The sequence below is a fragment of the Stappia sp. WLB 29 genome (genome assembly GCF_023507705.1).
GTDB lineage: Bacteria > Pseudomonadota > Alphaproteobacteria > Rhizobiales > Stappiaceae > Stappia.
Genome location: NZ_JALBGD010000016.1, coordinates 17882 through 42374, shown reverse-complemented (window position 1 = coordinate 42374; position 24493 = coordinate 17882). Strand labels below are relative to the sequence as shown.

29 protein-coding genes are annotated in these 24493 nt (G+C 67.1%); 19 read left to right on the top strand and 10 right to left on the bottom strand.

The window, feature by feature from the left end:
* Positions 1 to 55: 55 nt before the first annotated feature.
* The 3 genes from MNI96_RS20950 to MNI96_RS20940 all read left to right on the top strand — a co-directional run bounded on the left by MNI96_RS20950 (position 56) and on the right by MNI96_RS20940 (position 2266).
* Positions 56 to 502, top strand: coding sequence for a cytoplasmic protein (locus MNI96_RS20950; protein WP_249696346.1), 447 nt, complete (start codon positions 56 to 58; stop codon positions 500 to 502).
* A gap of 95 nt (positions 503 to 597) precedes the next feature.
* Positions 598 to 1221, top strand: a complete 624-nt coding sequence (locus MNI96_RS20945; protein WP_249696344.1) for a ribonuclease T2 family protein — start codon at positions 598 to 600, stop codon at positions 1219 to 1221.
* A complete protein-coding gene (locus tag MNI96_RS20940) occupies positions 1199 to 2266 on the top strand; it encodes a DUF1176 domain-containing protein (protein WP_249696342.1) in 1068 nt (355 codons plus the stop codon). Before MNI96_RS20945 ends, MNI96_RS20940 begins: the two co-directional genes overlap by 23 nt.
* Positions 2267 to 2278: 12 nt before the next feature.
* On the opposite strand, the gene MNI96_RS20935 is transcribed toward MNI96_RS20940, so the two are convergent.
* The gene (locus tag MNI96_RS20935) at positions 2279 to 2533 is read right to left on the bottom strand and encodes a hypothetical protein (protein ID WP_249696341.1); all 255 of its coding nucleotides are present in this window, start codon (positions 2531 to 2533) and stop codon (positions 2279 to 2281) included.
* Positions 2534 to 2846: 313 nt separating this feature from the next.
* On the opposite strand from MNI96_RS20935, the gene MNI96_RS20930 reads away from it, so the two are divergent.
* Positions 2847 to 3461, top strand: a complete 615-nt coding sequence (locus tag MNI96_RS20930) for a glutathione S-transferase family protein (RefSeq protein ID WP_249696339.1) — start codon at positions 2847 to 2849, stop codon at positions 3459 to 3461.
* A gap of 9 nt (positions 3462 to 3470) precedes the next feature.
* Here MNI96_RS20930 and MNI96_RS20925 read toward each other — a convergent pair whose 3' ends face one another.
* The gene (locus tag MNI96_RS20925) at positions 3471 to 4298 is read right to left on the bottom strand and encodes a phosphate/phosphite/phosphonate ABC transporter substrate-binding protein (RefSeq protein WP_249696338.1); all 828 of its coding nucleotides are present in this window, start codon (positions 4296 to 4298) and stop codon (positions 3471 to 3473) included.
* 143 nt (positions 4299 to 4441) lie between these two features.
* Positions 4442 to 5113, bottom strand: a complete 672-nt coding sequence (locus tag MNI96_RS20920; protein ID WP_249696336.1) for an outer membrane protein — start codon at positions 5111 to 5113, stop codon at positions 4442 to 4444.
* A gap of 388 nt (positions 5114 to 5501) precedes the next feature.
* On the opposite strand from MNI96_RS20920, the gene MNI96_RS20915 reads away from it, so the two are divergent.
* From MNI96_RS20915 to MNI96_RS20895, 5 genes are all read left to right on the top strand, one after another.
* Positions 5502 to 6497 carry a calcium/sodium antiporter gene (locus MNI96_RS20915; RefSeq protein WP_249696334.1) on the top strand — a complete coding sequence of 332 codons (996 nt, stop codon included), beginning with the start codon at positions 5502 to 5504 and terminating at the stop codon, positions 6495 to 6497.
* Positions 6498 to 6564: 67 nt separating this feature from the next.
* A complete protein-coding gene (locus tag MNI96_RS20910; RefSeq protein ID WP_249696332.1) occupies positions 6565 to 7353 on the top strand; it encodes an SDR family oxidoreductase in 789 nt (262 codons plus the stop codon).
* Positions 7350 to 9425 (top strand): excinuclease ABC subunit UvrC, encoded by a 2076-nt coding sequence (gene uvrC / locus MNI96_RS20905; RefSeq protein ID WP_502960368.1) that lies wholly within the window; start codon positions 7350 to 7352, stop codon positions 9423 to 9425. The genes MNI96_RS20910 and uvrC overlap by 4 nt, the downstream gene beginning before the upstream one ends.
* Before the next feature lie 122 nt (positions 9426 to 9547).
* Positions 9548 to 10174, top strand: a complete 627-nt coding sequence (locus MNI96_RS20900; protein ID WP_249696330.1) for a thymidine kinase — start codon at positions 9548 to 9550, stop codon at positions 10172 to 10174.
* Between the two features lie 38 nt (positions 10175 to 10212).
* On the top strand, positions 10213 to 10509 hold the full coding sequence (locus MNI96_RS20895; RefSeq protein WP_249696328.1) for an HlyU family transcriptional regulator: 297 nt from the start codon (positions 10213 to 10215) through the stop codon (positions 10507 to 10509).
* A gap of 7 nt (positions 10510 to 10516) precedes the next feature.
* On the opposite strand, the gene MNI96_RS20890 is transcribed toward MNI96_RS20895, so the two are convergent.
* The gene (locus tag MNI96_RS20890) at positions 10517 to 11230 is read right to left on the bottom strand and encodes a GNAT family N-acetyltransferase (protein ID WP_249696326.1); all 714 of its coding nucleotides are present in this window, start codon (positions 11228 to 11230) and stop codon (positions 10517 to 10519) included.
* A gap of 207 nt (positions 11231 to 11437) precedes the next feature.
* On the opposite strand from MNI96_RS20890, the gene pgsA reads away from it, so the two are divergent.
* From pgsA to MNI96_RS20870, 4 genes are all read left to right on the top strand, one after another.
* The gene (gene pgsA / locus MNI96_RS20885) at positions 11438 to 12010 is read left to right on the top strand and encodes a CDP-diacylglycerol--glycerol-3-phosphate 3-phosphatidyltransferase (protein ID WP_249696324.1); all 573 of its coding nucleotides are present in this window, start codon (positions 11438 to 11440) and stop codon (positions 12008 to 12010) included.
* A 41-nt stretch (positions 12011 to 12051) separates the two neighbouring features.
* Entirely contained in the window at positions 12052 to 12303 is a 252-nt protein-coding gene (gene moaD, locus MNI96_RS20880) for a molybdopterin converting factor subunit 1 (protein WP_249696322.1), read from the top strand.
* 7 nt (positions 12304 to 12310) lie between these two features.
* A complete protein-coding gene (locus tag MNI96_RS20875) occupies positions 12311 to 12805 on the top strand; it encodes a molybdenum cofactor biosynthesis protein MoaE (protein ID WP_249696319.1) in 495 nt (164 codons plus the stop codon).
* A gap of 105 nt (positions 12806 to 12910) precedes the next feature.
* A complete protein-coding gene (locus tag MNI96_RS20870; protein ID WP_249696317.1) occupies positions 12911 to 14146 on the top strand; it encodes a multidrug effflux MFS transporter in 1236 nt (411 codons plus the stop codon).
* Positions 14147 to 14227: 81 nt separating this feature from the next.
* Here MNI96_RS20870 and MNI96_RS20865 read toward each other — a convergent pair whose 3' ends face one another.
* Positions 14228 to 15130 (bottom strand): branched-chain amino acid aminotransferase, encoded by a 903-nt coding sequence (locus MNI96_RS20865; protein ID WP_249696316.1) that lies wholly within the window; start codon positions 15128 to 15130, stop codon positions 14228 to 14230.
* Positions 15131 to 15437: 307 nt separating this feature from the next.
* On the opposite strand from MNI96_RS20865, the gene MNI96_RS20860 reads away from it, so the two are divergent.
* From MNI96_RS20860 to MNI96_RS20850, 3 genes are read left to right on the top strand one after another with little or no spacing between them, the layout of a single operon-like run.
* Positions 15438 to 15965 carry a MarR family winged helix-turn-helix transcriptional regulator gene (locus MNI96_RS20860; RefSeq protein ID WP_249696314.1) on the top strand — a complete coding sequence of 176 codons (528 nt, stop codon included), beginning with the start codon at positions 15438 to 15440 and terminating at the stop codon, positions 15963 to 15965.
* Positions 15962 to 16699: a response regulator gene (locus MNI96_RS20855; protein ID WP_249696312.1), complete on the top strand. Its 738-nt coding sequence runs from the start codon at positions 15962 to 15964 to the stop codon at positions 16697 to 16699. The genes MNI96_RS20860 and MNI96_RS20855 overlap by 4 nt, the downstream gene beginning before the upstream one ends.
* 44 nt (positions 16700 to 16743) lie before the next feature.
* Entirely contained in the window at positions 16744 to 18117 is a 1374-nt protein-coding gene (locus tag MNI96_RS20850; protein ID WP_502960369.1) for an ATP-binding protein, read from the top strand.
* A gap of 181 nt (positions 18118 to 18298) precedes the next feature.
* Here the strand turns inward: MNI96_RS20850 and MNI96_RS20845 are convergent, their stop codons facing one another.
* The 5 genes from MNI96_RS20845 to MNI96_RS20825 all read right to left on the bottom strand — a co-directional run bounded on the left by MNI96_RS20845 (position 18299) and on the right by MNI96_RS20825 (position 21519).
* Entirely contained in the window at positions 18299 to 18661 is a 363-nt protein-coding gene (locus MNI96_RS20845) for a tRNA-binding protein (protein ID WP_249696310.1), read from the bottom strand.
* Between the two features lie 97 nt (positions 18662 to 18758).
* Positions 18759 to 19445 carry a TetR/AcrR family transcriptional regulator gene (locus MNI96_RS20840; protein WP_249696308.1) on the bottom strand — a complete coding sequence of 229 codons (687 nt, stop codon included), beginning with the start codon at positions 19443 to 19445 and terminating at the stop codon, positions 18759 to 18761.
* Positions 19446 to 19605: 160 nt separating this feature from the next.
* Positions 19606 to 20427: a pyrroline-5-carboxylate reductase gene (gene proC / locus MNI96_RS20835; protein ID WP_249696306.1), complete on the bottom strand. Its 822-nt coding sequence runs from the start codon at positions 20425 to 20427 to the stop codon at positions 19606 to 19608.
* Complete coding sequence (locus MNI96_RS20830) at positions 20424 to 20924, bottom strand: type III secretion system chaperone family protein (protein WP_120267025.1); 501 nt, start codon at positions 20922 to 20924, stop codon at positions 20424 to 20426. Before MNI96_RS20830 ends, proC begins: the two co-directional genes overlap by 4 nt.
* A 310-nt stretch (positions 20925 to 21234) precedes the next feature.
* Positions 21235 to 21519, bottom strand: a complete 285-nt coding sequence (locus MNI96_RS20825; RefSeq protein WP_249696303.1) for an accessory factor UbiK family protein — start codon at positions 21517 to 21519, stop codon at positions 21235 to 21237.
* Between the two features lie 180 nt (positions 21520 to 21699).
* Between MNI96_RS20825 and lgt the strand changes: the two genes are divergently transcribed.
* The 3 genes from lgt (at position 21700) to pgeF (ending at position 24490) form a co-directional block, all read left to right on the top strand.
* Entirely contained in the window at positions 21700 to 22545 is an 846-nt protein-coding gene (lgt, locus tag MNI96_RS20820) for a prolipoprotein diacylglyceryl transferase (RefSeq protein WP_249696300.1), read from the top strand.
* Complete coding sequence (locus MNI96_RS20815) at positions 22542 to 23651, top strand: class I SAM-dependent methyltransferase (RefSeq protein WP_249696298.1); 1110 nt, start codon at positions 22542 to 22544, stop codon at positions 23649 to 23651. The genes lgt and MNI96_RS20815 overlap by 4 nt, the downstream gene beginning before the upstream one ends.
* A gap of 68 nt (positions 23652 to 23719) precedes the next feature.
* Complete coding sequence (gene pgeF / locus MNI96_RS20810; RefSeq protein ID WP_249696296.1) at positions 23720 to 24490, top strand: peptidoglycan editing factor PgeF; 771 nt, start codon at positions 23720 to 23722, stop codon at positions 24488 to 24490.
* Positions 24491 to 24493: the final 3 nt, after the last annotated feature.

Here is a 24493-nt window from a genome sequence, read left to right as displayed (position 1 = left end):
AGCCCGCTGACGCATCGTCCACGGGTCCAGATCCGGCCGCCGAGGAGATCCCCGCATGACCGATTTTGCCCGCCCGCTTCTGCGCAGCCTGTCCGGTGCCGTTCTGGCCGTCGCGCTGGCTCTGCCAGCGGCCGCCGGCGAGCGGCCCTATTTCTCCTGGAACGGCGAGCCGCGCGTGCCCGACTGCGAGGCCATGTCGGTGCAGGGCGCTGTCATCGGCCATATTGCCGGCGCCGACCCGGTCTATAGCGGCGGCCTCAAGATCCGCGAGATGCACCGCATCACCGAAACCGCCTACAAGGTCGACCAGCCGAGCCCCTATGCCCGCCGCTACTGCGAGGCGCGGGCGCAGATGAGCGACGGCCGAGAGCGGCGCGTCTATTACGCGATCATGGAGCACAGCGGCTTCGTCGGCGTCTCCTGGAACCTTCAGGCCTGCGTCGCCGGCGTCGACCCCTGGCGGGTTTATGACGCGCGCTGCCGGACGGTTCGTCCCAACTGAGCCGGCCCCGACACGGCAGGATGGGCATGATGCGGCAGACCGCCCGTCGGCAACCATGGCGGGGCATCGCCCAGGTAGGGCTTGCACTTGTTGCGATGCTCGCATTCATCGCTTGCGGGGCGACGTCCGGCCGTGCCGACGAGACGGGTCGCTTCGACTACTATGTCCTGTCGCTGTCCTGGTCACCGTCCTACTGCGCCCGCGCAGGCCGGTCGGCCGACCCGATGCAGTGCCGCGCCGTCCGCCCCTTCCGCTTCGTATTGCACGGGTTGTGGCCGCAATATGAGCGCGGCTATCCGGAGTTCTGCCGCAACGATCACGGCCGCGACCTCTCGCACCGCACCGTTAACGGCATGCTCGACATCATGCCGAGCCGGGGACTCGTCCGGCATCAGTGGCGCAAGCACGGCAGCTGCAGCGGACTGAGCCCGGAGGCCTATTTCGATCTCTCCCGCAAGGCGCTGCAGACGCTGCGGATCCCGGCCGCCTTCGATAACATGGAGACCGGCGGCCGCGTTGCACCGGACGCGGTGGAGACCGCCTTCCGCCTCGCCAATCCGGGCCTGCGCGACAACGCCATCGCCGTCACCTGCGAGGCCGGACGGCTGAGCGAGGTGCGTGTATGCTTCACGCGAGACCTCCAGTTCCGCTCCTGCCGCTGGGTCGACCGGCGCGGCTGCACGCAAAGGCAGATCAATGTCCCCGCACCCGATCGCTGAACGACGCAAGCTGCCCGCACGCCATTCCGCCCTGGCAACGGCCGCCCTTCTCTGCCTGCTGGCGGGGCTGTCCTCGCCGCGCGCACAGGCTGACACTTTCGGCGAGTGGCAGCTGGACTGCGCAACGCGCGAAGCGTGCCGGCTGGCGACACAAGGGCGCGAGGAACTGACCGGCGAGCCGCTGTTCGTCCTCGCCCTGTCGCCCAGCGGCGATGCGCTCGCGCTGGAACTGGCCGTCGGCGGCCCTCGCCCGGACGACATCCGCGCCATGCAATGGCAGGTCGACGGCGACCTCGTCCATGTGCTGCGTCCCGGCGAATTCGCGCTGCATGGCGACACCCGCCGCTTCTTCGTCACAGACGCCCCTGCGGGCCGCAAACTGCTGGACGCGCTGCGCGGCGGCGCGCGCCTGCGCATCTCCTACCTCGATGCCGTCGCCGAGGCGCATGACGCGGTCTTCTCGCTGGACGGGCTGACGGTGGGGCTGGAGGCGATGGCCGGACAGCTGAAGCTGCCCGCGGCACCGAAAGTCGCCGCACCCGCGTTTCCCGAGGTTCCCGCCCCCTCTCGCAGCGAGGCGGTCGCCGCACTCGGCATTCCCTACGCCGTGCTGGAGCGCCATGCCCGCAGCAGCGACTGCGAAGCAACCGACAGCGATGTCTTCCGCAACGTCAGCATTCCCATCGGCGCTTTGGGGCAGACCGCGGTGCTCTACGCCATTCCTTGCACGGTGTCAGGTGAGACGGTGACCTATCGCCTCTACATGCGCGACACCGGCGAGATCGGCGGCATCGAGACGCTGTATTTCGCCCTGCATGATCCGCGCTTCGGCTGGACTGGCACCGACCTCCTGTCGAATGTCCGCTTCGATCATGCCGCCGGTGTGCTGACGGCCGAATATGTCGGCCCGGGCGACCGCGTGTGCGGCTATCGTGCCAGTTGGTCCTGGCAGGACCATGCGTTCAGGATGGAACGGTTCGAGGGTCCGGACGATTGCCGCAATGCCTCCAGGCCGGCAAACTGGACGCGCCAGCATCCCCGCTGATGCGGGCGCAGTTCAGCGGCGCAGCATCCCGTCGATCTTCTGACGCACGATGTGGGGCGATGCCTTCAGTGGGTCCGTCACCATGGCCACGATCGATGTCTGGTCGGAGAACATCTCGTTGACCGCCTGATGGTAGCGGCTGAGCGGCACATCGACGATGTCCGGACGATAGGGGGCGAGCGAGGGGCCGGACACCGCATAGATCGCGGCCGACAGGCAAAGCGCCTTGCAAAACGCTCCGAACGGAGAGTGAAGCGCGAGCCGCATGTCGGATCCTTGCCGAGTGGCGGGCAAGAGGCGAAAAGGGCCGTACAGCCCCGGTTATCGCCACGCTAGGAACCGGCCTTTAACGAGACCTTACCGCCGCCCCGACAATTCGTATCAACAACGCGCTGAAACCTCTGTTGTTTTTCAACCCGTGGACAGACAACGCAAAACCGCGTTAACCAGAGATCGTTGCCGGCAAGAAGGTTCGCTCGGCAACACCGCACCCCTCCGCCCTGCCGCAGGCGCGTCCTGCGACCGGGCTTTCCGCTCCGCAGCACCGTTCCCGCGCCACAACAACACCGGAGGCTCCCCTGTGCTCGTGCTTCGCTCTTCCCCACCCTCTCCCTTCGGCCGCAAGATCAAGATCGCCGCGGCAAGCCTCGGCCTGAAGGACCGTCTCAAGGTCGAGATCACCGACACGCTCGACCCGCAGGATTCGATCCGCGGCCAGAACCCGCTCGGCAAGATCCCCGCCTTGGTGCTGGAAGACGGCAAGGTGCTTTTCGACAGCCGGGTGATCCTGGAATATCTCGACCATCTCGCCGGCGGCGGGCGGATCATACCGAACGGCGAGACCCGCTTCGACGTGCTTTGCCTCGCAGCTCTTGCCGACGGGCTGATGGATGCCGCCCTGCTGCAGGTCTACGAGGCGCGGTTCCGCCCCGAGGAACGCCGTCATGCCGACTGGCTGGCCTATCAGGGCGAGAAGGTGAATCGCGCGCTTGCCGTCCTTGAGGCGACCCCGCCGGCGACGGTGCCGGCCGGCGGCATCCCCGATGTCGGCCAAATCGGCGTCGCCTGCGCGCTGGGGTATCTCGACCTGCGCTTTGCCGGCAGCTGGCGGGCCGACCATCCCAAACTCGTCGCCTGGCTGGACGCCTTCGAGGCGGCCGTGCCCTCCTTCGCCGAGACGCGCATCGCCGCCTGACGAAGCATCTCAGGCAAGTACAGGATATCCGAGCGCGGCTGCATTGCGGTCGCGCTCGGCAATGACCCGGTAATCGTCCGCATCGAACACCGAAAAACCGTGCAACGACAGCGCCGTGCGCAGGTCCTGCGGCGCGGCCGCGATTGCCGCCGCCACCGCCTGACGCAACAGCGGGATGCTGCCGCGATTGGCTTTCGAGGTGATCATCGGCAGGCCCGGCGTCGGCGGCGTGGACAGCAGCACCCGCACCCTGGATGCCGCGGGCTCATGCGCCTGCGCCAGCCGGTAGCTCATCGCATCGAGCGTTGCTGCATCCGCCTCTCCCGCAGCCACGGCCTTGAGCGCCGCCCGGTGAGACCCGGTTTCCGTTACCGACGAGAAGAAGGGCTTCCCTTCTGCAAGAGGCGCCAGCGCGTACCGAAGGGCGCCCTCCCCCGACTGCGAGCCCGGATGATTGAAGGCCAACCGACGCCCGCGAAGATCGTCGAGCGAGACGGCCGGATCTTCTTCGCGCACAACCACGACCGAACAGTAATGGCCGGGCGGGCAATCGGGCAGGCCGTAGTCGGGAGACCCGAGCACGCAGACGCTGTCGAGGAGATGGCGCACGAGAGGCAGGCCGCAGGTCTGGCCGAGCAGCAGGGATTGGTCGCGCCAGCCGTCCATCAGCTCGCGCGTGCGCTCCAGCCGCAATGGCGCGGACAGACCGAGATCGGCAAGCGCCTCGCGCAGGAGCGACCACAGGCGATCGGTCTCGCCGCGAACCTCCGGCCAGTCGTACATCGGCAGGAAGGCGAAGGGCTGAGGACGGTCGAGAGGTGGGATATCGTGGGGCAATGGGAAACCTCTTGCAGGGTCCCCGAGGCTAGGAAGCCTTCATCCGCCTGGCAAGACGCTTGGCGACGACCGAGGGCCGCCAAAAAGCGACAAGGGGAGCCGCGATGCGACTCCCCCTGGCGTCAGTTCGATCCGGGAGGGGATCAGAACTTGTAGCTGAGACCGAACCGGACCTGGTTGCTGTCCAGCTTGTTCTTGTAGGTCTGGCCACCGAGACCGAAGTTCGTGTCGCCGTAGTCCTGATACTGGTACTCCAGGCGAGCCGTCACGTTCTGGGTGACGGCACCCTCGACACCGGCACCCGCCGTCCAGCCGATACGGGCCACGCTCTCGGACGCTCCATTCGCCGAAGCATCGACGTCGGCGATCGCAAGACCACCGGTACCGTAGACCAGGAAGCGGTCGAAGGCCCAACCGGCGCGTGCGCGCACCGTGCTGTTCCAGCTGCTCGAGGTCTTGTAGTTGACGCCGGCGACGGTGCGGGAGTTCTCGATGTCGCTAAGGCTGAAGTCGGCTTCCGCGCCCAGCAGGAAGTTCGGCGTGACCATGTAGTTGTAACCGGCATGGACACCGCCGGTGACGCCATTGTCATTGTTGTTGAAGCGGCCGGTTATCGCGTTGGTGACACGGTAATCGGACCAGTTCCAACCGAGATGCCCACCGAAATAGAACCCCGACCAGTCGAACCGTTCGTCCGGAACCGGATCCGAGTAGGTGTAGGGCTGTTCGGGCTGCGGAAGGTCGGCCGCGAGAGCCGGGGCACTCGCCGCAAATGCGGCGGCCGCAGCAAGGCCGGCAGCAGCTAGACGCTTCATGTGAATACTCCAGTTACCACGTGGAACAAGCGGACATGCGGGATTGCATCCCAGACACGCCCGGCCCCCCAGACAGTGACCTATGACGGACGAATGTGGCGCGGTCCCAGACGAAATGCGGAGATCCCGTGGCAATGGATGATTTTTCGGTGACATGGTAACCGGTTGGTTACCATGGTGCATGGGGAGTTTCGACAGAGGTCGCTGCGACCGGACGCGGGGCAACGTCCCGAAGACCGGGCTTTTCATCTCCGGGCAAATGCATATATAGGGCAGGTCTTCAGCCGGTGGCGCGGACACCGGAGCTGTGCTCCGCGCAAGGCCGCATCGCGTTCGCTGGCCGCACGCTCGACAATCCGTCCACCTATCAGCCGGGTGCCACAGCTTCATGCTTATCGACTATGTCAGCCTCGTGGGAGGCCTCGTCGTCCTGATCGTCGCCGGTGACGTTCTGGTTCGCGGGTCGGTAAGCATCGCCGAGCGGCTTGGCATTCCCACCCTCGTCATCGGACTGACCATCGTCGCCTTCGGCACCAGCGCACCGGAGCTTGTGATCTCCCTCGGCGCAGCTCTCGATGGCCTGTCCGGCATCGCCATCGGCAATGTGGTCGGCTCCAACATCGCCAACGTACTTGCGGTTCTCGGCCTGCCGGCGCTGTTCGCCGCCACGTCCTGCAACGAGAACGGCGCGGTCAGGAACTCGGTGTTCATGGTGGCGATCACCGTCATCTTTATCGGCATGGCCTTCCACAGCCCGCTCTCGCGCTTCGATGGCACCATCCTGCTGATGCTGCTGGCGCTGTTCCTGTGGGAATCGGTGCGCGCCACCCGCAAGCATCGCGCCCAGAATGGCGGCGCTGCAGCGGTCGCCGACGGGGATGGCGACGAGGAGCTTCCTTTCGACGAGGTCGAGGGCGTGCCGGAGAATGTCGGCCTTGCCATCCTGTTCATCGTGCTCGGCCTGATCGGCCTGCCGCTGGGCGCGCATTTCACCATCGAGGGCGCCTCGGCGCTGGCGCGCAGCTGGGGCGTTTCCGACGCGGTAATCGGCCTCACCGTGGTCGCTCTCGGGACGTCGCTGCCGGAACTCATGACCTCGTTGATGGCCGCCATTCGCGGTCACGCGGCAGTCGCGCTCGGCAATGTCATCGGCTCCAACATCTTCAATCTGGTCGCCATCATGGGCATCACCTCGATGGTCGTGCCCCTGCAGGTGCCGCCGGAGGTCCTGCGCCTCGACCTGTGGGCCATGCTCGCCTGCGCACTGCTCGTGCTCGCCTTCGCCGCGTTCAAGGTGACCATTCGCTGGCCATCCGGTATCATTCTTTGCGCGTTGTACGCCCTGTACATTTTCGTCGTGTTCCAGACGGGCAAGGTCGCCTGATCGGGCTGTCCCGAGTTCGCGTAAGACCCGCTGACATCTCGTCCATTTCGACAACCAGCGAGTCGCCATGTCCGTTTCCCAGATGCCTGCCAGCAACGAGCACTCCCCCGTGGCCCTGGTGACGGGGGCGGCCCTGCGCATCGGCCGGTCCATTGCCGAGGATCTCGCGGCCAACGGCTTCCAGGTGGCGATCCACGCCCACCGCTCGCTGTCGGAGGCAGAAGCGCTCGCAACCGACATCGCCGCGCGCGGCGGCCGTGCCTGCACCGTCGCCGGCGACCTGACCCAGCCCGAAACGCCGGGGCGGATCATGGCGGCCGCACGCACGCAACTCGGCCCCGTCCGCCTGCTGGTCAACAGCGCCTCGATCTTCGAGAAGGATGAGATCGGCGAGCTGGAGTTGGACCGTTACGAGAAGCACATGGCGATCCACACCCGTGCGCCGATCTTCCTGACCCAGGAGATGGCAAACGCTCTCCCGAGTGCTGCGACCGGGCTCGTGGTCAACATCATCGACCAGCGCGTGTGGAAGCTGACGCCGCAGTTCTTCTCCTACACCCTGTCCAAGGCAGCGTTGTGGGCCGCCACGCAGACACTGGCACAAGGGCTTGCCCCGCGAATCCGCGTCAACGGCATCGGCCCAGGCCCGACCCTTGCCAACACCCGCCAGCAGGCATCGGACTTCGCCCGTCAGGCCGAAGCCGTGCTGCTGCGCCGCGGCCCCGCGCTGGAGGAGTTCGGCCGCACCATCCGCTATCTGTGGGAGACGCCGTCGATCACCGGCCAGATGATCGCCCTCGATGGCGGCCAGCATCTTGCCTGGGAGACCCCGGACGTCGTAGGCATCGCGGAATGAACGGACGCAACAACGACCTTCCTCCCGACGACGACCTGCCCGACGACCTCGACACCGACGAGGCCGCCGAGAGCGGAGATACGGGCGCGGGCGAAAGTGCCGGAGACGGCGGCGGGCGGGTGCCCATGCCGGTCTTCGAGGCCGAGCCCTCGCCGCTCGGGCCGGACGCACGCGGCGTCGACGTCATCGCGCATGCCGTGCGAAGGCTGCCGCTCGGGCCGGGCGTCTACCGCATGCTCGACGAGGACGGCGCGGTTCTCTATGTCGGCAAGGCGCGCTCGCTGAAGAAGCGGGTGACCAGCTACACGCGCCTGCAGGGCCAGTCCAACCGCATCATGCGGATGATCATGGCCACTGCCTCGATGGAGTTCGTGACCACAGGCACGGAAACCGAGGCGCTGCTGCTCGAGGCCAATCTGATCAAGCGCCTGCGTCCGCGCTTCAACGTGCTGCTGCGCGACGACAAGTCGTTTCCCTACATCCTCGTCACCGGCGACCACGAGGCCCCTGCCCTCGTCAAGCATCGCGGCGCCCGCCGGCGCAAGGGCAGCTATTTCGGCCCCTTCGCCTCCGCCGGCGCGGTCAACCGGACGATCACTGCGCTGCAGAAGGCCTTCCTGATCCGCAACTGCACCGACAGCTACTACGCCAACCGCAGCCGCCCCTGCCTGCTCTACCAGATCAAACGTTGCGCGGGCCCCTGCACCGGCGAAATCGACCAGGAGGACTATGCCGGCCTCGTCGCGGAGGCGAAGTCCTTCCTGTCGGGCCGCAGCCAGATGGTGAAGAAGGACCTCGCGCGCCAGATGGAGGCGGCCTCCGAGACGCTCGATTTCGAGCGCGCGGCCGTCTATCGCGACCGCCTCGCGGCCCTCTCCCATATCCAGTCGCACCAGGGCATCAACCCGCAGAGCGTGGAGGAGGCGGACGTCTTCGCCATCCACGAGGAAGGCGGGCAGTACTGCATCCAGGTGTTCTTCTTCCGCACCGGCCAGAACTGGGGCAACCATGCCCTGTTCCCACGTGCTGATCGCTCGCTCGGCGTTGCCGAGGTGCTGGAGAGTTTCCTCGCTCAGTTCTATGACGACAAGCCGGTGCCGCGGCTGGTGCTGCTGTCGCACGAAATCGAGGAGCGGGCGCTGCTCGCTGCCGCCCTGTCGGAGCGCGCCGGCCACAAGGTCGAAGTGGCGGTGCCGCAGCGCGGCGAGAAGCGGGAACTCGTCGAGCACGCCCGCAAGAACGCACGCGAGGCGCTCGGCCGCCGGCTGGCGGAGACCAGCAGCCATGCCCGCCTGCTCAAGGGCGTGGGCGAGGCCTTCGGCTTGGGCGCAACGCCGCGCCGCATCGAGGTCTACGACAACTCGCACATCATGGGCACAAACGCGGTCGGCGGCATGATCGTCGCCGGCCCGGAAGGCTTCGCCAAGGGCCAGTACCGCAAGTTCAACATCCGCTCGGAGGAGCTGGTTCCGGGCGACGACTACGGCATGATGCGCGAAGTGCTGACGCGGCGCTTCTCGCGCCTGCTCAAGGAGCACGCCGACGAGCGCAAGGCGACGGCAGCGCCCGCCCCCGAAGCGGCGAACCCGGACGAGGATACGGTGGAGGACACCAGCGCAATTCCGGCATGGCCGGACCTCGTCTTCATCGACGGCGGCCTCGGACAGCTCAACGCGGCGCGCGAGACGCTGAGCGCGCTCGGCATCGAGGACGTACCGCTGGTCGGCATCGCCAAGGGGCCGGACCGCGACGCCGGGCGCGAGAAGTTCTTCGTGCCCGGCAAGCCGTCCTTCATGCTGCCGGAGCGCGACCCGGTGCTGTATTTCGTGCAGCGCCTGCGCGACGAGGCGCATCGCTTTGCCATCGGCACGCACCGGGCGCGGCGCAAGAAGGACATCGCCCGCAGCCCGCTCGACGAGATCACCGGCATCGGCCCTGCCCGCAAGCGCGCGCTGCTGCGCCACTTCGGCACGGCCAAGGCGGTCTCCAAGGCCGGCCTCGATGACCTGATGGCGGTCGACGGCGTGTCGGAAACGGTCGCGCGCATGATCTACGACCACTTCCACGAATAGCGCGCGCACCGCCCTAATCTGTGCAAAACCGCCCGGAAAGGTCGGGCGGCAAGCGGCAAGCAGCCATGATGCACAAGGCCGCGTGGCCGATTCCCTTCTGACCACCAGCCTTGTTCGGACCCATGGCGAAGCTCTATTTCAGCTACTCCTCGATGAATGCCGGCAAGTCGACCATCCTGCTGCAGGCGGCCTACAACTACCGCGAACGCGGCATGGCGACCTTGCTGCTGACGGCGGCGATCGACGACCGCGCCGGGCACGGGCGCATCGCCTCGCGCATCGGACTTGCCGCGGAAGCCGATCTTTTCGAGGCCACGACCGACCTTGCCGCGCATATCGCAAACCGCCGCAGCGCGGGCCCCGTCGATTGCGTCTTCGTCGACGAGGCGCAGTTCCTCACCGAAGAGCAGGTCTGGCAGCTCGCCCGTGTCGCCGACGACATGGGCATCCCGGTGATGTGCTACGGGCTGCGCACCGATTTCCAGGGGCGGTTGTTCCCCGGCAGCGCCGCCCTGCTGGCGCTTGCCGACACCCTGCGCGAGGTCAAGACGATCTGCTGGTGCGGCCGCAAGGCGACCATGGTCGCGCGGCTGGACGGTTCGGGGCGGATCGTCGAGCAGGGCGAACAGGTGGTCATCGGCGGCGAGGATCGCTATGTCTCCCTGTGCCGGCGTCACTGGTCGCGACGGCAGCTGTCGTATGACGGCGGCCGCGGGGTTGAAACGGACGGCGGAACAGCCGACGCTTGAGCCGGCGGGGGCGGCGGACACAGAGGGAAGGACGGGCAATGGTTTTCGGCAAGATCTTCAGCGGACTGTTCGGCGGCGGCGGAGACAAGGCTCCGGCGGCCTCGCGCCACCAGACTCAGGAATACAAGGGTTACCTCATCACCCCGGCGCCGACCTCGCGCGACGGCCAGTGGCAGGTCGCCGGCTCCATTTCCCGCACCTTCGACGACGGCGACACCCGCACCCACGATTTCATCCGCGCCGACCTGATGCCGAGCGAGGAACAGGCCGCGGAGTTCGCCGCACGCAAGGCCCGCCAGATCATTGACGAACAGGGCGACCGGGTTTTCGGCTGAACCGCCCTCACCGCGCCTGTGAGCGGATCTCCTCGAGACGCTGGATCTGCCGGCCCTGCAGGTCGAAATTCTCCGGCGATAGCCAGGCCTCGAACGCCGTACGCAAGTGCGGCCATTCGCTGTCGAGGATCGAGAACCACGCCGTGTCGCGGTTGCGCCCCTTGTAGACCATTGCTTGGCGGAACGTGCCCTCGTAGGAAAAGCCGAGCCGTCCGGCGGCCCGCCGCGAAGGGCCGTTCAGCGCATCGCATTTCCACTCGTAGCGGCGATAGCCGAGCTCGTCGAACACCCGCCGCATCATCAGGTACATCGCCTCGGTGGACTGCACGCTGCCCTGCATGAGCGGCGAGAAATTGATGTGCCCGACCTCGATCACGCCGTTCGCCGCGTCGATCCGCAGATAACTGGCGATGCCGAGTTCGCGCCCGCTCGCCGCGTCCACCACCACATGGAACAGCGGATCCTCGCTCCGATAGGTCGCCTCGGCGAATTTCAGGAACTCGGCCTCGGTCTCGACGGGGCCGTAACCGAGATAGGTCCAGTTGCGCCCGTCCGCATCCTCGCGATAGGCGGCGAAAAGACCCGCGGCATGGCGAGGCTCGTACGGCTCCAGACGGCAGGTCCGGCCCTGCATGACCGAGCGCGGCGGCAGTTCGCGCGGCGTCCAGCCCGGCACATCCGGCCCGATTGCCTGTCCGAATTCGTTCCGCCTCTCGATCATTGCGCGACCCCGCCGACTGCCTGTGACTGTCCCAGATATACCCGTCATTCCTGCGGACGGGAGATCCGGCCCGCTGCAGTTTCAGGGCACCGGTAACGCGTTTGCAACCGCCTGCGGCATGGAGGCCCGATTGACGCGATGGGGCCCGCATGCTTCAAGGACGATACCTATCCCCGCCACTCATGCAGTGCGAGACCCTGAAGCGACATGTCTCAATCCCATGTCTGGAGCCTTCCCAACATCCTGACCTACGGGCGCATCCTTGCGGTTCCCGCGGTCATGATCTGCTTCTATTTCCCCGGCCACGGCCCGCGCTGGGTCGCCCTCGGCATCTTCATCGTCGCCGCCATCACCGATTTCTTCGACGGCTATCTTGCCCGTGCCTGGCAGCAGCAGTCGCGTCTCGGCCAGATGCTCGACCCCATAGCAGACAAGCTTCTGGTGGCCGTCTGCCTCCTGCTGCTGGCCGGGCGGGGCGATATCGGCGGCTGGTCGATGATTGCCGCGGCGATCATCCTGTGCCGCGAAATCCTGGTCTCGGGCCTGCGGGAGTTTCTCGCCGACCTTCGCGTCAGCGTGCCGGTAACCAAGCTCGCCAAGTGGAAGACCACCGTCCAGCTCGTTGCCATGGCTTTCCTGCTGGCCGGGCCGGCCGGCGAGACCGTGCTTCCCGGCACGCAGATTCTCGGGCTGATCGCCCTGTGGATCGCCGCCCTGCTGACGCTATATACCGGCTACGACTATTTCCGGGCCGGCATCGGCCACCTGGTGCGGGACTGAGCAAACAGGGGTCGGGACCGCCGCAAGGACGGAGCACGAGAATGCAGCTGCGCTACTTCGCCTGGGTCCGCGAGCGGATCGGCCAGGATTCCGAAACCGTGGACCTGCCAGGCAGCATCACCACGGTCGCCGACCTGCTCGATTGGCTGGCCGCCCGCGACGAGGGCTATGCCAGCGCCTTCGCCGACCGCGAGATCATCCGCGTTGCCCTCGACCAGGAGCATGCCGAGCATGACGCGCCGCTGGCAGGCGTGCGCGAGGCGGCCTTCTTCCCGCCGATGACCGGCGGCTGAGCCCGCCATGACCGATACGTCGACGCCCTCCCCAGCCGACCTGGCGCCGGTCGAGGTCCGCATCCAGAGCGACGATTTCGACGTGGCTGCCGAGATCGAGCAGCTTCGGCGGGCCAATCCGAACATCGGTGCCGTCGTCACCTTCACGGGCCTTTGCCGCGACGAAGGCGGCCGTCTGGCAGCGCTGGAACTGGAGCACTATCCCGGCATGGCCGAGGCGGAGATCACCCGCATTGCCCGCCGGGCCTGCGAGCGCTGGCCGCTCGACGGGCTCACCGCGATCCACCGTCATGGCCGGATCGAGCCGGGCGGCAACATCGTGCTGGTCGTCGCGGCGTCGCGCCACCGCCGCGCGGCCTTCGAGGCGGCCGAGTTCCTGATGGACTATCTCAAGACCCGCGCGCCCTTCTGGAAGAAGGAGCACCTCAAGGACGGCACCAGCGGCAACTGGGTGGACGCGCGCGACAGCGACACGCGCGACGCAGACCGCTGGAAGGCTTGACCTGCCGTCCATAAGGGAGGAAGTCTTGCCTATTCGTGGCAGACATGCCCCCTCCCCAAACAGGCGCGCCTTCGGATTGACCGGAGGTCTGCGACCGGACCGCTCATGAACACCACAGCTACGCCCGTCGAGGTGATCGACGGCCCGCGCCATGGCCTCGGCTTCACGGAATTCGTCGCGATCGTTGCCGCGCTGATGGCGCTGAACGCCCTCGCCATCGACGTGATGCTTCCCGCGCTCGGCGATATCGGCCGAGCCTTCTCCATCGCCGATCCCAACGAACGCCAGAAGATCGTCATCGTCTACCTGATCGGCTTCGGCTCGGCGCAGCTCGTCTGCGGTCCGCTGTCGGACCGTTTCGGCCGGCGCCCCGTCCTGCTCGGCGGACTGACCCTTTATGCCCTTGCCGGACTTCTCAGCGTCTTCGCCCCGACCATGGAGCAGATGCTGCTTGCCCGCCTGCTGCAGGGCATCGGCTGCGCCGCGCCCCGCGTGGTGGCGCTGTCGGCCGTGCGCGACTGCTATTCCGGCGCCCGCATGGGCCGCGTGATGTCGCTCGTCATGATGGTCTTCATGAGCGTGCCGGTCATCGCACCGTCCATCGGCCAGTTGATCCTCTTCGTCGCGCCCTGGCGCGCCATCTTCCTGATGCTCACCTTCGGCGGCTTCGCCATGCTCGGCTGGTGCCTGCTGCGCCTGCGCGAGACGCTTCCCGTGGAGGAACGCCGGCCGCTTTCCGTTACCGCCGTGCTCGGCGCCTACCGTACCACGCTCGCCACCCGCACCACCTTCGGCTATATGCTGGCGACGACGTTGATCTTCGGCGCGCTGTTCTCCTTCATCGCCTCGGCGCAGCAGATCTATGTGGACCTGTTCGGCCTCGGCGCGGCCTTCCCGCTGGTCTTTGCCGCAATGGGCCTGGCGCTCGCCGCCTCGTCCTTCCTCAGCGCCTCGCTGGTCGAGCGCATCGGCCTGCGCCCGCTCTCGCACTGGGCGCTGGTCGCCTACGCGCTGCTCAACATCGTCCAGGTGATCGCCGCGCTGACCTTCGGCTCGAACCTTTTCGTCTTCACCGGGCTGCTGGTGCTCGGCGTCTTCTCCTTCGGGCTGATAGGTCCGAATTTCAACGCCATCGCCATGGAGCCCCTCGGCCACATCGCCGGCGCGGCCTCTGCGATGCTCGGTTTCGTCACCACCAGCGGCGGCGCAGCGCTCGGCTTCCTCGTCTCCAGCCGCTTCGACGGATCGGTGCTGCCGCTGACCCTCGGCTTCGCCTGCTTCGCCCTCTCGGGCCTTGCCGTCGTCGTCTGGACCGAGCGCGGGCGGATGTTCACCGTCTAGCCAGACCGATCTGAGCGCAAAAAGCAAAAGGGCGGCCGACCGGCCGCCCTTCGCGTATTCGTCCGCAGGACCCCGGGGAGATCAGCCGGCAGCGGCGATCCTTGCCTCGGCCTTCGGCTGCACCTCGACGTGATAGTCTTCCATCAACGTCTTGGTGATCGCGTCGACCGTGAACGTGTACGGTCCCACCTCGGAGACCGGGGTCACTTCCGCCGCCGTGCCGGTGAGGAAGCAGGCCTCGAAGCCCTCCATCTCGTCCGGCAGGATCGCCCGCTCGATAACCTCGAAGCCACGCCGCTTGGCCAGGTCGATGACCGTGCGGCGGGTGATGCCGTCGAGGAAGCAATCCGGCGTCGGCGTATGGATCTTGCCGTCTTTCACGAAGAAGACGTTGGCGCCCGTCGCCTCGGCGATCTGGCCGCGCCAGTCGAGCATCAGGGCATCGGCATAGCCCTTGCGCTCGGCATCGTGCTTGGAGATCGTGCAGATCATGTAGAGGCCGGCCGCCTTGGAGCGCGAGGGAGCCGTCATCGGGTCCGGACGGCGATAGGCCGCCATGTCGAGACGAATACCCTTCAGCCGCTCTTCCGGCTTGAAGTAGCTCGGCCACTCCCAGGCGGCGATCGCCAGATGAATGGTGTTGGACTGGGCCGACACGCCCATCATCTCGCTGCCGCGCCAGGCCACCGGACGAACGTAGGCGTCGACCAGATTGCCCTTGGCCAGCAGTTCGCGCGTCGCCTGGTTGATGGTCTCGGCGCTGTAGGGGATCTCGAACCCGAGGATGCGGGCCGACTCGTGCAGGCGCTCGGTGTGCTCGTCGAGCTTGAACACCTCGCCGCCATAGGCGCGCTCGCCCTCGAAGACGCTGCTGGCATAGTGCAGGCCGTGGCTCAGTACGTGGAGCTTGGCATCGGCCCACGGCACGAATGCGCCATCATACCAGATGTGGCCTTCGCGTTGGTCAAAGGGCAGCTGCGCCATATGAACTACTCCCGAAACAGGCAACGGGCTCGATCCCGTTTGCGTTTGAATGAGATACCGGTCCGGCCGGTACCGTCACGACTGAAATGTGGTTCCGTCTCGCGGCTTTGCGCGGCCCGTCAACTGTTTGTATGGTGACGGGCCGCTCGGCGCCTGAACACGCACGACACCGGAGTCGCACGCCTAGCCCGGAAAGCCGCGTTCTGCAACGCCTACGGACAACATCTACCATGCTTGAAGGGCGATGACGTACGATCGTTTCGCTGCAGACTGGATACGTGTAACAATCGGTCGGAAATAAGTCAATATGGCTGACATAAATTTCTCGCAAGGCGCGAAACAGGGCCAGCCGGCCACCTCGACGGAGATCCCCATCGACCTCATCGAGTTGCTGTTCTTCGCTTATCGGGACTTCACCGCGGATCCGGATGCGGCGCTGGCCGAGTTCGGTTTCGGGCGGGCCCATCACCGCGTGCTGCATTTCGTCAGCCGCAATCCGGGCCTGCGCGTCACCGACCTGCTGGCGATCCTCAAGATCACCAAGCAGAGCCTCGCCCGGGTGCTGAAACAGCTGGTGGAAGAAGGCTATATCCTGCAGGAACCCGGGCCGCAGGACCGCCGCGAGCGGCTGCTCTTTGCCACGGCCGAGGGCGAGCAGCTGGCGGCCCGTCTCACCGACCTGCAGGCCCGCCGCATCCGCCGGGCCCTCGGCGACATGCCGCCGGAGAGCCACGATATCGCCCGGCAGTTCCTGTATCATATGATCGATCCGGATCAGCGCGGCGACGTTGCCCGCCTGATTGACCGGCCGGCCCAGACGAGGGTGAGCCCGTGACGACCGACAGCATCGAGAGCCAGACCGCGAGCGCGGCGCCGGCAGCCAGTCTGCAGGACGATGCTCCTCACCTGCTGCTGGTGGACGACGATACCCGCATCCGCACGCTGCTGAAGCGCTTCCTTGCCGAGCACGGCTTCCGCATCACGGTCGCGGCTTCTGCAGCCGAGGCGCGCCGGCGCCTGAACGGGCTGGCCTTCGACCTCCTGGTGGTCGATGTGATGATGCCGGGCGAGAGCGGGCTGGAGCTCGCCGCCGACCTGCATGCCCGCTCTGACGTACCGATCCTGATGCTGACGGCCCGTTCCGACGCCGCCGACCGGATCGCCGGGCTCGAGGCCGGCGCCGACGACTACCTGGTCAAGCCGTTCGAGCCGCGCGAATTGCTGCTGCGCATCCGCGCGATCCTGCGCCGTCGCTCCACGCCGGAGATCAACGAGCCGACCGATATCCGCTTCGGCCCCTATGTCTTCGACGCCGCGCGCCGCGAGCTGCGCCGCGGCGAAGAGGTGATCCGTCTCACCGACCGGGAAAAGGAGATCCTGGCGCTCTTCACCGAAAAGCCCAACGAAACCGTGCCGCGCACCGAGATCGTCGGCGACGACAGCGGGCTCGGCGAACGCACGGTCGACGTGCAGATCAACCGGCTGCGGCGCAAGATCGAGACGGACCCCGGCAACCCGCTCTATCTGCAGACCGTGCGCGGCATCGGCTACAGGCTCGTATGCGATTGAGCACATCGTTTCGCGGCGCTCTCGCCCGCCTTGGCGCCCTGCCGATGCCGGCGAGCCTGCGCCGGCTGGGCGAACTGCTGGCAACGCCTTACCGGGCCCTTGCAGGCGCGCTTTACCGGCGCATGCCGAAAGGCCTTTTCACCCGCACGCTGCTGATCATCATCACCCCGCTGGTGGTCATGCAGGCCGTGCTCGCCTTCGTCTTCATGGAGCGGCACTACAATCTCGTCACGCAGCGACTGTCGGACGCGGTTGTCCGCGACATCTCGATGATCGTACGCCTGACCGAGGACAGCCGTAGCGAAGAGGAATTCCAGAAGATCACGGAGATGGCGCGCAGCGACCTTGGTCTCGCCATCACACTGCTGCCGCTCGAGCCGCTGCCGCCGCCGCGTCCCAAGCCCTTTTTCGACATCCTTGACCGCTATCTGTCGCAGCAGATCGCCGCTCGGATCGGCAAGCCTTTCTGGATCGACACCGTCGGCCGCTCCAGCTTCGTCGAGCTGCGCATCAAGCTGGAAAACAACGTGCTGCGAGTCATCGCGCGCCGCAGCCAGACCTATGCGTCCAACTCGCATCTCTTCATCGTCTGGATGGTATCGTCTTCGCTCGTGCTGGTGATCCTCGCAATGCTGTTCCTGCGCAACCAGACCCGACCGGTGGAGCGACTGGCGAATGCCGCGGAGAGCTTCGGCAAGGGGCGGCCTATCGAGGACTTCCGCCCCAGCGGCGCGCGCGAAGTGCGCCGGGCCGCCCAGGCCTTCATCGAGATGCGCCGGCGTATCGAACGCCAGATCGAGCAGCGCACGGCGATGCTCGCGGGCGTCAGCCACGACCTCAGAACCATCCTGACGCGATTTCGCCTGCAACTCGCGCTCTTCCCCGACAGCGAGGAGGTACGCGCCCTGCAGCGCGACGTCGACGAGATGAAGACGATGCTGGAGGATTATCTCGCCTTCGCCCGCGGCGAAGGAGACGAGCAGGCGCAACCCACGGATATCGCCCTGCTGTTCGAGGAATTGGAGGCGGAAGCCGAGATTCTCGGCGCCTCGGTGACCTCTCACCTGGAGGGCCCGCCGGAGGTCACCCTGCGGCCCAGCGCCTTCAAGCGGGCCCTGACCAACCTCGTCACCAACGCGGCCCGCCATGGAAACCGGCTGGCCATCGAAGGGCGCAACGCGGACGGCTGGTTGACCATCACCATCGACGACGACGGGCCCGGCGTCCCCATCGAGGAGCGGGAAAATGTCTTCCGCCCGTTCTATCAGCTCGACCAGGCGCGCAACCGCGACAGCGGCGGCAGCGGCCTTGGCCTTGCCATCGCCCGCGACGTCGTGCGCGCCCATGGTGGCGACATCGTGCTCGGCGACAGCGACACGCTGGGCGGCCTGCGTGCCCGCGTCCGCATCCCGGTCTAGTCGCCCGAATCTGAAGTTCGTCGCATTCCACGGCACGCGCTGAACGAACTTCAGATTCGATAGGCTACTAGTAAGTTTTTGTTTATATTGCGGGTTTCGGATTTGAAATACGCTCTGGTGCGTGCTGCGAAATGAGACGTATTTCAAATACACCGCACTAGGACACGAACACGGGCCCGCCTCAGAACAGGCGGCCGCCGAGCGGCACGTCCTGGTCCGGTGCCAGCAGCACGACCTCGCCATCGGCATCGGGCACGCCGAGCGTCAGGACTTCCGACATCATCGGCCCGATCTGGCGCGGCGGGAAGTTGACGACCGCCATCACCTGGCGGCCGACCAGCTCTTCCGGCGTGTAGTGGCGGGTGATCTGGGCGCTGGATTTCTTGAGACCGATCTCGGTGCCGAAATCGATCATCAGCTTGATCGCTGGCTTGCGGGCTTGCGGAAAGGGCGCGGCCTCGACAATACGGCCGACGCGGATGTCGACCTTGAGGAACTCGTCAAAGGAAATGGCCGGCGAAGCGGCCGCATGGTCTTTCGTCATGATGGATGGTGTCCTGGACGACGGTAGGCGGGAACGTGATAGCCCGCGCGGACCTTTCGGCCGGCGCGGAGGTGCGGCGCTCCCGCCACTTTAGTCGTCAGGCAGCGCTCGGGGAAGCCCCGGCTTCCTCCCGCCCGTCGGCCTGGGACGGACTGTCGTCCTGCCTCGTGCCGCGCTCGCGGGCGCGCGTCAGGAACGGCTTCAGGAAGCGGCCGACACGGTCGAGCCGGCCCATCCACACCTCGCCCTCGTCGAGCTGGCGGGCCAGCGCCGACATGGTCCGGGCAAGACCGGGATCCTCGTCGTCGAGCCAGACGTCCACGACACGGGCGAAGGCCACCACCAGCGCCTGCGACATCAGCGCCGCACGCGGCCCGGCCGCCGGAATGCCCGCCGCCGTCAGCATCCAGCGCTGCGAGGTAACAGCCTCGCGGTTGAGCTTGAGCGCCAGCTGCGGATCGCGCTGCACCGCCTTGCGCAGGGCGCGGATCGCTTCCCTATGGGGAGACAGCGTATCGAGGCGCGTCATCAGCACGTCGAACAGCCGCTCGCGCGCCGGCTCATCGTCCATGTCGGGATCGATGGAATCCAGCACTTTCTGGTCGATGTCGGACAGGAATGCCCGCAGGCACGCCGTCTTGCCGGGAAACTCTGCGCGCAGCACCGACAGCTTGACGCCCGCCTCGCGCGCGACATCCGCCATCTCGAAGCCGTGCCAGCCCTTTTCGCCGAGAAGCGAGAGGAAGCTTGCGACGATCTTCTGCCTGGTTTTCGCGGTGGCCATGGTCACCTCCGGATCGCATGTGACCGAATTTCAGCCGCCGCTGCGACAGGCCGGTCACGAACACCTGGTGAGGATGTAGGGAACCCGAGGCGACTTTTCGAGCCTTGGCGCAAGAAAGCAGGTGCGGCGCCTCAATCCCGGCGCCGCAAAGCCGGCTTCCTCAGCCGGCCAGTTCCTGCGAGCGCTTGCGCGCGGCCGCCACGGCCTTGTCCATCACCGGCTGCAGGCCGCTTTCCGGCTCCATCAGCACGGCGAGCGCAGCCGCGGTCGTCCCGTTCGGCGAGGTGACATTCTGGCGCAGCTCCGCCGCCGGCAGGTCGGAGCGATACAGCAGTTCGCCCGCCCCGCACACGGTCTGGCGGGCGATGCGCATCGCCAGGTCTTCCGGCAGACCCGCTTTGACGCCGGCAGAAGCCAGCGCCTCGGTCAGGTAGAAGATATAGGCCGGTCCGGACCCGCTGACGGCGGTGACCGCGTCGATCTGCTCTTCCTGCTCGACCCAGTCGGACGCGCCGATGGCTGCAAGCAACTTGTCGACCGTGGCCCGCTGCTCGCCGTCGGTTCGGTCGTTGGCATAGCCGACGCTCATCCCGCGGCCCACCTGGGACGGGGTATTCGGCATCACGCGGACGATGGCGACATCGCCGAACGCCTTGCGGAACGCTGCGACCGGAGTGCCGGCGGCGACCGAAATCACCAGCGTGCGCTCGTCGACGGCGGGTGCCAGGCTCGGCAGCACGCTTTCCATGATCTGCGGCTTCAAAGCCACCAGCAGAACGCCGGCCTTCAGCCCCTCGGTGACGGCCTCCGCATAGCGGATGCCGGACTTCGCCACCATGTCGAGCAACTCGGCCGAGGGCTTCGGATCGACGACGAGGACCGATTCCGGCTCGGTGCCGGCGGCGAGCCAGCCCGACAGCATGGCGCCCCCCATCTTGCCGGCTCCGACAAGGACGAGCGGACGCTCCTTCGAAAAACTCATGCTTCCCCCGCGGTTTCGAACAAGGCGGTGTCGATTGCCTCGGAGGCGCTTTTACCCGCCCAGACCACGAACTGGAAGGCCTGGTAGTAGCGCTCGCAGGAATCGAGCGCGTTGGTGAGCAGTCCCTCGATCTGCTTGGAGGTCGCCTCGGCTCCGCCGGCGAGCAGCAGCGACTGGCGGAAAATCACCACGCCCTCGCGGTTCCACAGGTCGAAATGCCCCATCCACAGCTGCTCGTTGACGAGCGCCAGCAGGCGCACGACCTCGGTGCGGCGCGGATCCGGCACCTTCAGGTCGAAGGCGCAGGCCAGATGCAGCGCCTCCAGGTCCTCCATCCAGGAGAACGAGACGTGATAGTCGCACCAGTGGCCGGCAACGGAAATCGTGATCTCTTCGTCGCAGGAGCGCTCGAAGGACCAGTCGTTGATGGCGGCGATATGCTCGATCGTGTCGACGGGGTTGGCGGGCCGTTCGAAGTCGATGTCGATGAGGCTCATGGGAGGTTCCTCTCGGCTTGCGGGCCATGCGCGGCGCTGCCGAAGCGCGTGGCCACCGTGTCGGTCCGCAGGATGCTGGCCTGCCGCAAGCGAATGTCCGCGAGCCGCGATGACGTTTGGTGCCCCCGGCATCGCCGTCCCGCGAATCTCCGCCTGACTTCAGTATATAGGGAGAACTTATTTCAAGGATATGTTCACTTTTCTTTACGCTTTTGAAACTGTGGACGGCGAGGCGCAGCAACGTCTTTCCTCGCACCCGGCGAAGACACCGGGTGCCGATCCTGCGCCGATTCGCAGAGCCTCTCGGGCCTCAGTCTTCTGCCGCTTTTGCCTTGGCCGAGCGCGGCTTTGCCGCCGACGTCTCCAGCGCGGCGATCCGCGCCTCGAGTTCGTCGATCCGGTCGAGTGCCCGCGCCGCCATGTCCTTCACGACATCGTGTTCTTCGCGCTTGACCAGGTCCATGTCTGCGAGAAAGCGCTCGGCCTGCGCCCGGAACGCGGTCTCCACCTCGCGCCGCGCGCCCTGGGCGACACCGGCCATATCCGTCATCAGCTTGGCGAAATCGTCGAGAACCCGGTTCGGTCCCTGTGTCATGGCCAGTCCTTCCCTGCTGCCGGCCCGTCGGGCCGCATCTCACGTTCTCCTAGGTAGTGCGCTTTTGTGCGCGACGAAACACCCCATCTCGGAGAAATCGCCGCAGCCTTGACGCACGCTGCCCGGAGCGGCAACGTCGCGCCGCATGTCCTGCCGGTCCGCCGGCGAGCCGGAGCCCCCATGCCGATCCTTGCCCTGCCCTTTCCCGCCATCGATCCCGTGCTGATCGAACTCGGCCCCTTCGCGATCCGCTGGTACGCGCTCGCCTATATCGCCGGGCTGCTGCTCGGCTGGCGCTACATGCGCGGCCTCGTCTCCCGCGACGATCTGTGGGGCCGGACGCCGCGTCCCTCGCTGGTCGATGTCGACGATTTCATCGTCTACGCAACCATCGGCACGATCCTCGGCGGGCGCCTCGGCTACGTGCTGTTCTACGCGCCGGCCTATTACCTGCAGAACCCGATGGACATCCTGCAGGTGTGGTCGGGCGGCATGTCGTTCCACGGCGGCTTCCTCGGCGTCGTTCTCGCCATGGTCGTCTTCGCATGGCGGCGCGGCATCCCGCTGTGGACGCTGTTCGACCTTGCCGGCGCCGTCGCGCCCATCGGCCTGTTCTTCGGGCGCCTCGCCAACTTCATCAATGGCGAATTGTGGGGCCGCGTGACCGATGTGCCCTGGGCCTTCGTCTTCCCTGGCGCCGGGCCCGATCCCCGCCACCCGAGCCAGCTCTACGAGGCCGCCCTCGAGGGGCTGCTGCTGCTCGTCGTCGCCCGCATCGTCGTGCTTCGCGGCGGCTTCCGCCGCCCCGGCCTCGTTGCCGGCACCTTCGCGCTCGGCTACGGCCTGTCGCGCTCCTTCGTCGAGTTCTTCCGGGTCCCCGACGCCCATATCGGCTATCTCGGGCCGGGGCTGACCATGGGCATCCTGCTGTCGCTGCCGATGATCATCGTCGGCCTGTGGGCCATCGCACGGGCGCTGCGCAAGCCGCCCGTGGACGACAGCAGCGCACCGGACCGGGCCGCGTGACGTCGCCCAAACCGCAGACAACGCCGCTCGGCGCACGCCTCCGCGCGCTGATCGAGGCCGGCGGCCCCATGTCCGTCTTCGACTTCATGGGCCTGTGCCTCGCCGATCCAGAGCACGGCTACTACATGCAGGCAGAGCCCTTCGGGGCGGAAGGCGACTTCATCACCGCGCCGGAAGTCAGCCAGTTCTTCGGCGAACTTGTCGGCGCCTGGCTCGTCCAGGCCCATGCCGCACTCGGCAGTCCGCAGCACTTTCATCTGGTCGAGCTCGGCCCCGGCCGCGGCACGCTGATGGCCGACATGCTGCGCGTCGCGGCCCTGCGCCCGGCCTTTCGCGAGGCCACCACTTTGCATCTCATTGAGACCAGCCGCCGGCTGCGCGCCATCCAGCGCATCACGCTGGGCGAGGCCGCAGCGCGCGCGCATTGGCACGACCGCATCGCCGACCTACCCAAGGACGCGCCGCTGCTCGTCGTCGCCAACGAGTTCTTCGACGCCCTGCCCATCCGCCAATATGTCAGGACGGCCGAGGGGTGGCGCGAGCGGGCCGTCGGGCTCGATGCGACCGGCACCCTCCGGTTCGTCGCCGGCACCGGAAGTCTCGACCCGGGCTCCCTGCCGGCCGATCTTGCGGGCGCTGCCGAGGGCGCGATCCTCGAGACCCAGCCGCTCGCCAATGCGCTGATGGAAGAGCTTGCCGGCCGCATCGCCCGGCAGGGCGGTGCCCTGCTGGCCATCGACTACGGCTATGCCCGCACCGCCACCGGCGAGACGCTGCAGGCCCTTCGCGCCCATCGCCATGTCGAGGTGCTCGCCGAGCCGGGCCGCGCCGACCTCACCGCCCATGTGAACTTCGAGGCGCTGGCCCGCGCCGCCCGCACCGGCGGGCTGCGCCCGCGCGCCCTGATGACGCAGGGCGACTTCCTGCTCCGCCTCGGCCTGCTGGAGCGCGCCGGCCAGGTCGGCGCGGGCCGCTCGCCGCAGGAGCAGGAGCGCATCCGCGGCGAGGTCGAGCGGCTGGCAGCGCCCCAGGAAATGGGCGAGCTTTTCAAGGTGCTTGCCGTTGCACCCCATGAGGCTGCGCTGCCGCTCTTCGATGGCGTTTGACACCGGCTTCGCTTCAAACCACCATCCCGGCAAACGTCGCCCCGCCACGAAACAGGCCCTCACGCCCCATGCTCACCTCCCCGGACCTTGCCGGACTTCCCGGTGTCTCGCACGGCTTCTTCACCCGGCAGGGCGGCGTCTCCAGCGGCATCTACGCCTCGCTCAACATCGGCCTCGGCTCGCGCGACGAGCGCGCCGCCGTCCTGGAAAACCGCACCCGCGTCGCCAGCCTGATGGGCGTGGCTCCGGGGGCGTTGCTGTCGCCCTACCAGCACCATTCTCCGGATGCGATCGTCGTCGATACCCCGTGGGAGGCAGGCGCGCAGCCGCGCGGCGATGCGCTGGTGACCGACCGGCCCGGCATCGCACTCGGCATTTCCACCGCCGATTGCGGCCCGGTGCTCTTCGCCGATCCGCAGGCCCGCGTCATCGGCGCCGCCCATGCCGGCTGGCGCGGCGCCTTCACCGGCGTCCTGGAGGCGACGCTCGCCGCCATGCAGCGGCTCGGCGCCCGCAACGAGCGTGTCGTCGCCGTGCTGGGCCCGACGATCTCCAAGGCCAATTACGAAGTCGGCGAGGAATTCGTCACCCGCTTTCTCGAGGCGGACACAGCCAACCAGCGCTTCTTCTCGCCTTCCGAAAATGCCGGCCACGCAATGTTCGACCTGCCCGCCTACATCCTGGCGCGGCTGCAGGCCGCCGGCGTCGCCACCGCCGCCAATCTCGACCGCTGCACCTACGCGCAGGAGGAGCTGTTCTTCTCCTACCGCCGCGCCACCCATCGCGGCGAACCGGATTACGGCCGCCTCGTCTCCGCCATCGCCCTTTCGGGAAGCTGATCC

Coding starts and splice junctions, on each gene's coding strand:
- uvrC (WP_502960368.1), top strand. CDS start 7,350: ATGAACGGACGCAACAACGACCTTCCTCCCGACGACGACCTGCCCGAC.
- MNI96_RS20825 (WP_249696303.1), bottom strand. CDS start 21,519: ATGACACAGGGACCGAACCGGGTTCTCGACGATTTCGCCAAGCTGATG.
- MNI96_RS20845 (WP_249696310.1), bottom strand. CDS start 18,661: ATGACGAAAGACCATGCGGCCGCTTCGCCGGCCATTTCCTTTGACGAG.
- MNI96_RS20890 (WP_249696326.1), bottom strand. CDS start 11,230: ATGATCGAGAGGCGGAACGAATTCGGACAGGCAATCGGGCCGGATGTG.
- MNI96_RS20900 (WP_249696330.1), top strand. CDS start 9,548: ATGGCGAAGCTCTATTTCAGCTACTCCTCGATGAATGCCGGCAAGTCG.
- MNI96_RS20875 (WP_249696319.1), top strand. CDS start 12,311: ATGACCGATACGTCGACGCCCTCCCCAGCCGACCTGGCGCCGGTCGAG.
- MNI96_RS20870 (WP_249696317.1), top strand. CDS start 12,911: ATGAACACCACAGCTACGCCCGTCGAGGTGATCGACGGCCCGCGCCAT.
- MNI96_RS20950 (WP_249696346.1), top strand. CDS start 56: ATGACCGATTTTGCCCGCCCGCTTCTGCGCAGCCTGTCCGGTGCCGTT.
- MNI96_RS20910 (WP_249696332.1), top strand. CDS start 6,565: ATGTCCGTTTCCCAGATGCCTGCCAGCAACGAGCACTCCCCCGTGGCC.
- MNI96_RS20840 (WP_249696308.1), bottom strand. CDS start 19,445: ATGGCCACCGCGAAAACCAGGCAGAAGATCGTCGCAAGCTTCCTCTCG.
- MNI96_RS20865 (WP_249696316.1), bottom strand. CDS start 15,130: ATGGCGCAGCTGCCCTTTGACCAACGCGAAGGCCACATCTGGTATGAT.
- MNI96_RS20920 (WP_249696336.1), bottom strand. CDS start 5,113: ATGAAGCGTCTAGCTGCTGCCGGCCTTGCTGCGGCCGCCGCATTTGCG.
- proC (WP_249696306.1), bottom strand. CDS start 20,427: ATGAGTTTTTCGAAGGAGCGTCCGCTCGTCCTTGTCGGAGCCGGCAAG.
- MNI96_RS20915 (WP_249696334.1), top strand. CDS start 5,502: ATGCTTATCGACTATGTCAGCCTCGTGGGAGGCCTCGTCGTCCTGATC.
- MNI96_RS20940 (WP_249696342.1), top strand. CDS start 1,199: ATGTCCCCGCACCCGATCGCTGAACGACGCAAGCTGCCCGCACGCCAT.
- moaD (WP_249696322.1), top strand. CDS start 12,052: ATGCAGCTGCGCTACTTCGCCTGGGTCCGCGAGCGGATCGGCCAGGAT.
- MNI96_RS20860 (WP_249696314.1), top strand. CDS start 15,438: ATGGCTGACATAAATTTCTCGCAAGGCGCGAAACAGGGCCAGCCGGCC.
- MNI96_RS20850 (WP_502960369.1), top strand. CDS start 16,744: ATGCCGGCGAGCCTGCGCCGGCTGGGCGAACTGCTGGCAACGCCTTAC.
- MNI96_RS20935 (WP_249696341.1), bottom strand. CDS start 2,533: ATGCGGCTCGCGCTTCACTCTCCGTTCGGAGCGTTTTGCAAGGCGCTT.
- pgeF (WP_249696296.1), top strand. CDS start 23,720: ATGCTCACCTCCCCGGACCTTGCCGGACTTCCCGGTGTCTCGCACGGC.
- MNI96_RS20895 (WP_249696328.1), top strand. CDS start 10,213: ATGGTTTTCGGCAAGATCTTCAGCGGACTGTTCGGCGGCGGCGGAGAC.
- lgt (WP_249696300.1), top strand. CDS start 21,700: ATGCCGATCCTTGCCCTGCCCTTTCCCGCCATCGATCCCGTGCTGATC.
- MNI96_RS20830 (WP_120267025.1), bottom strand. CDS start 20,924: ATGAGCCTCATCGACATCGACTTCGAACGGCCCGCCAACCCCGTCGAC.
- MNI96_RS20945 (WP_249696344.1), top strand. CDS start 598: ATGCTCGCATTCATCGCTTGCGGGGCGACGTCCGGCCGTGCCGACGAG.
- pgsA (WP_249696324.1), top strand. CDS start 11,438: ATGTCTCAATCCCATGTCTGGAGCCTTCCCAACATCCTGACCTACGGG.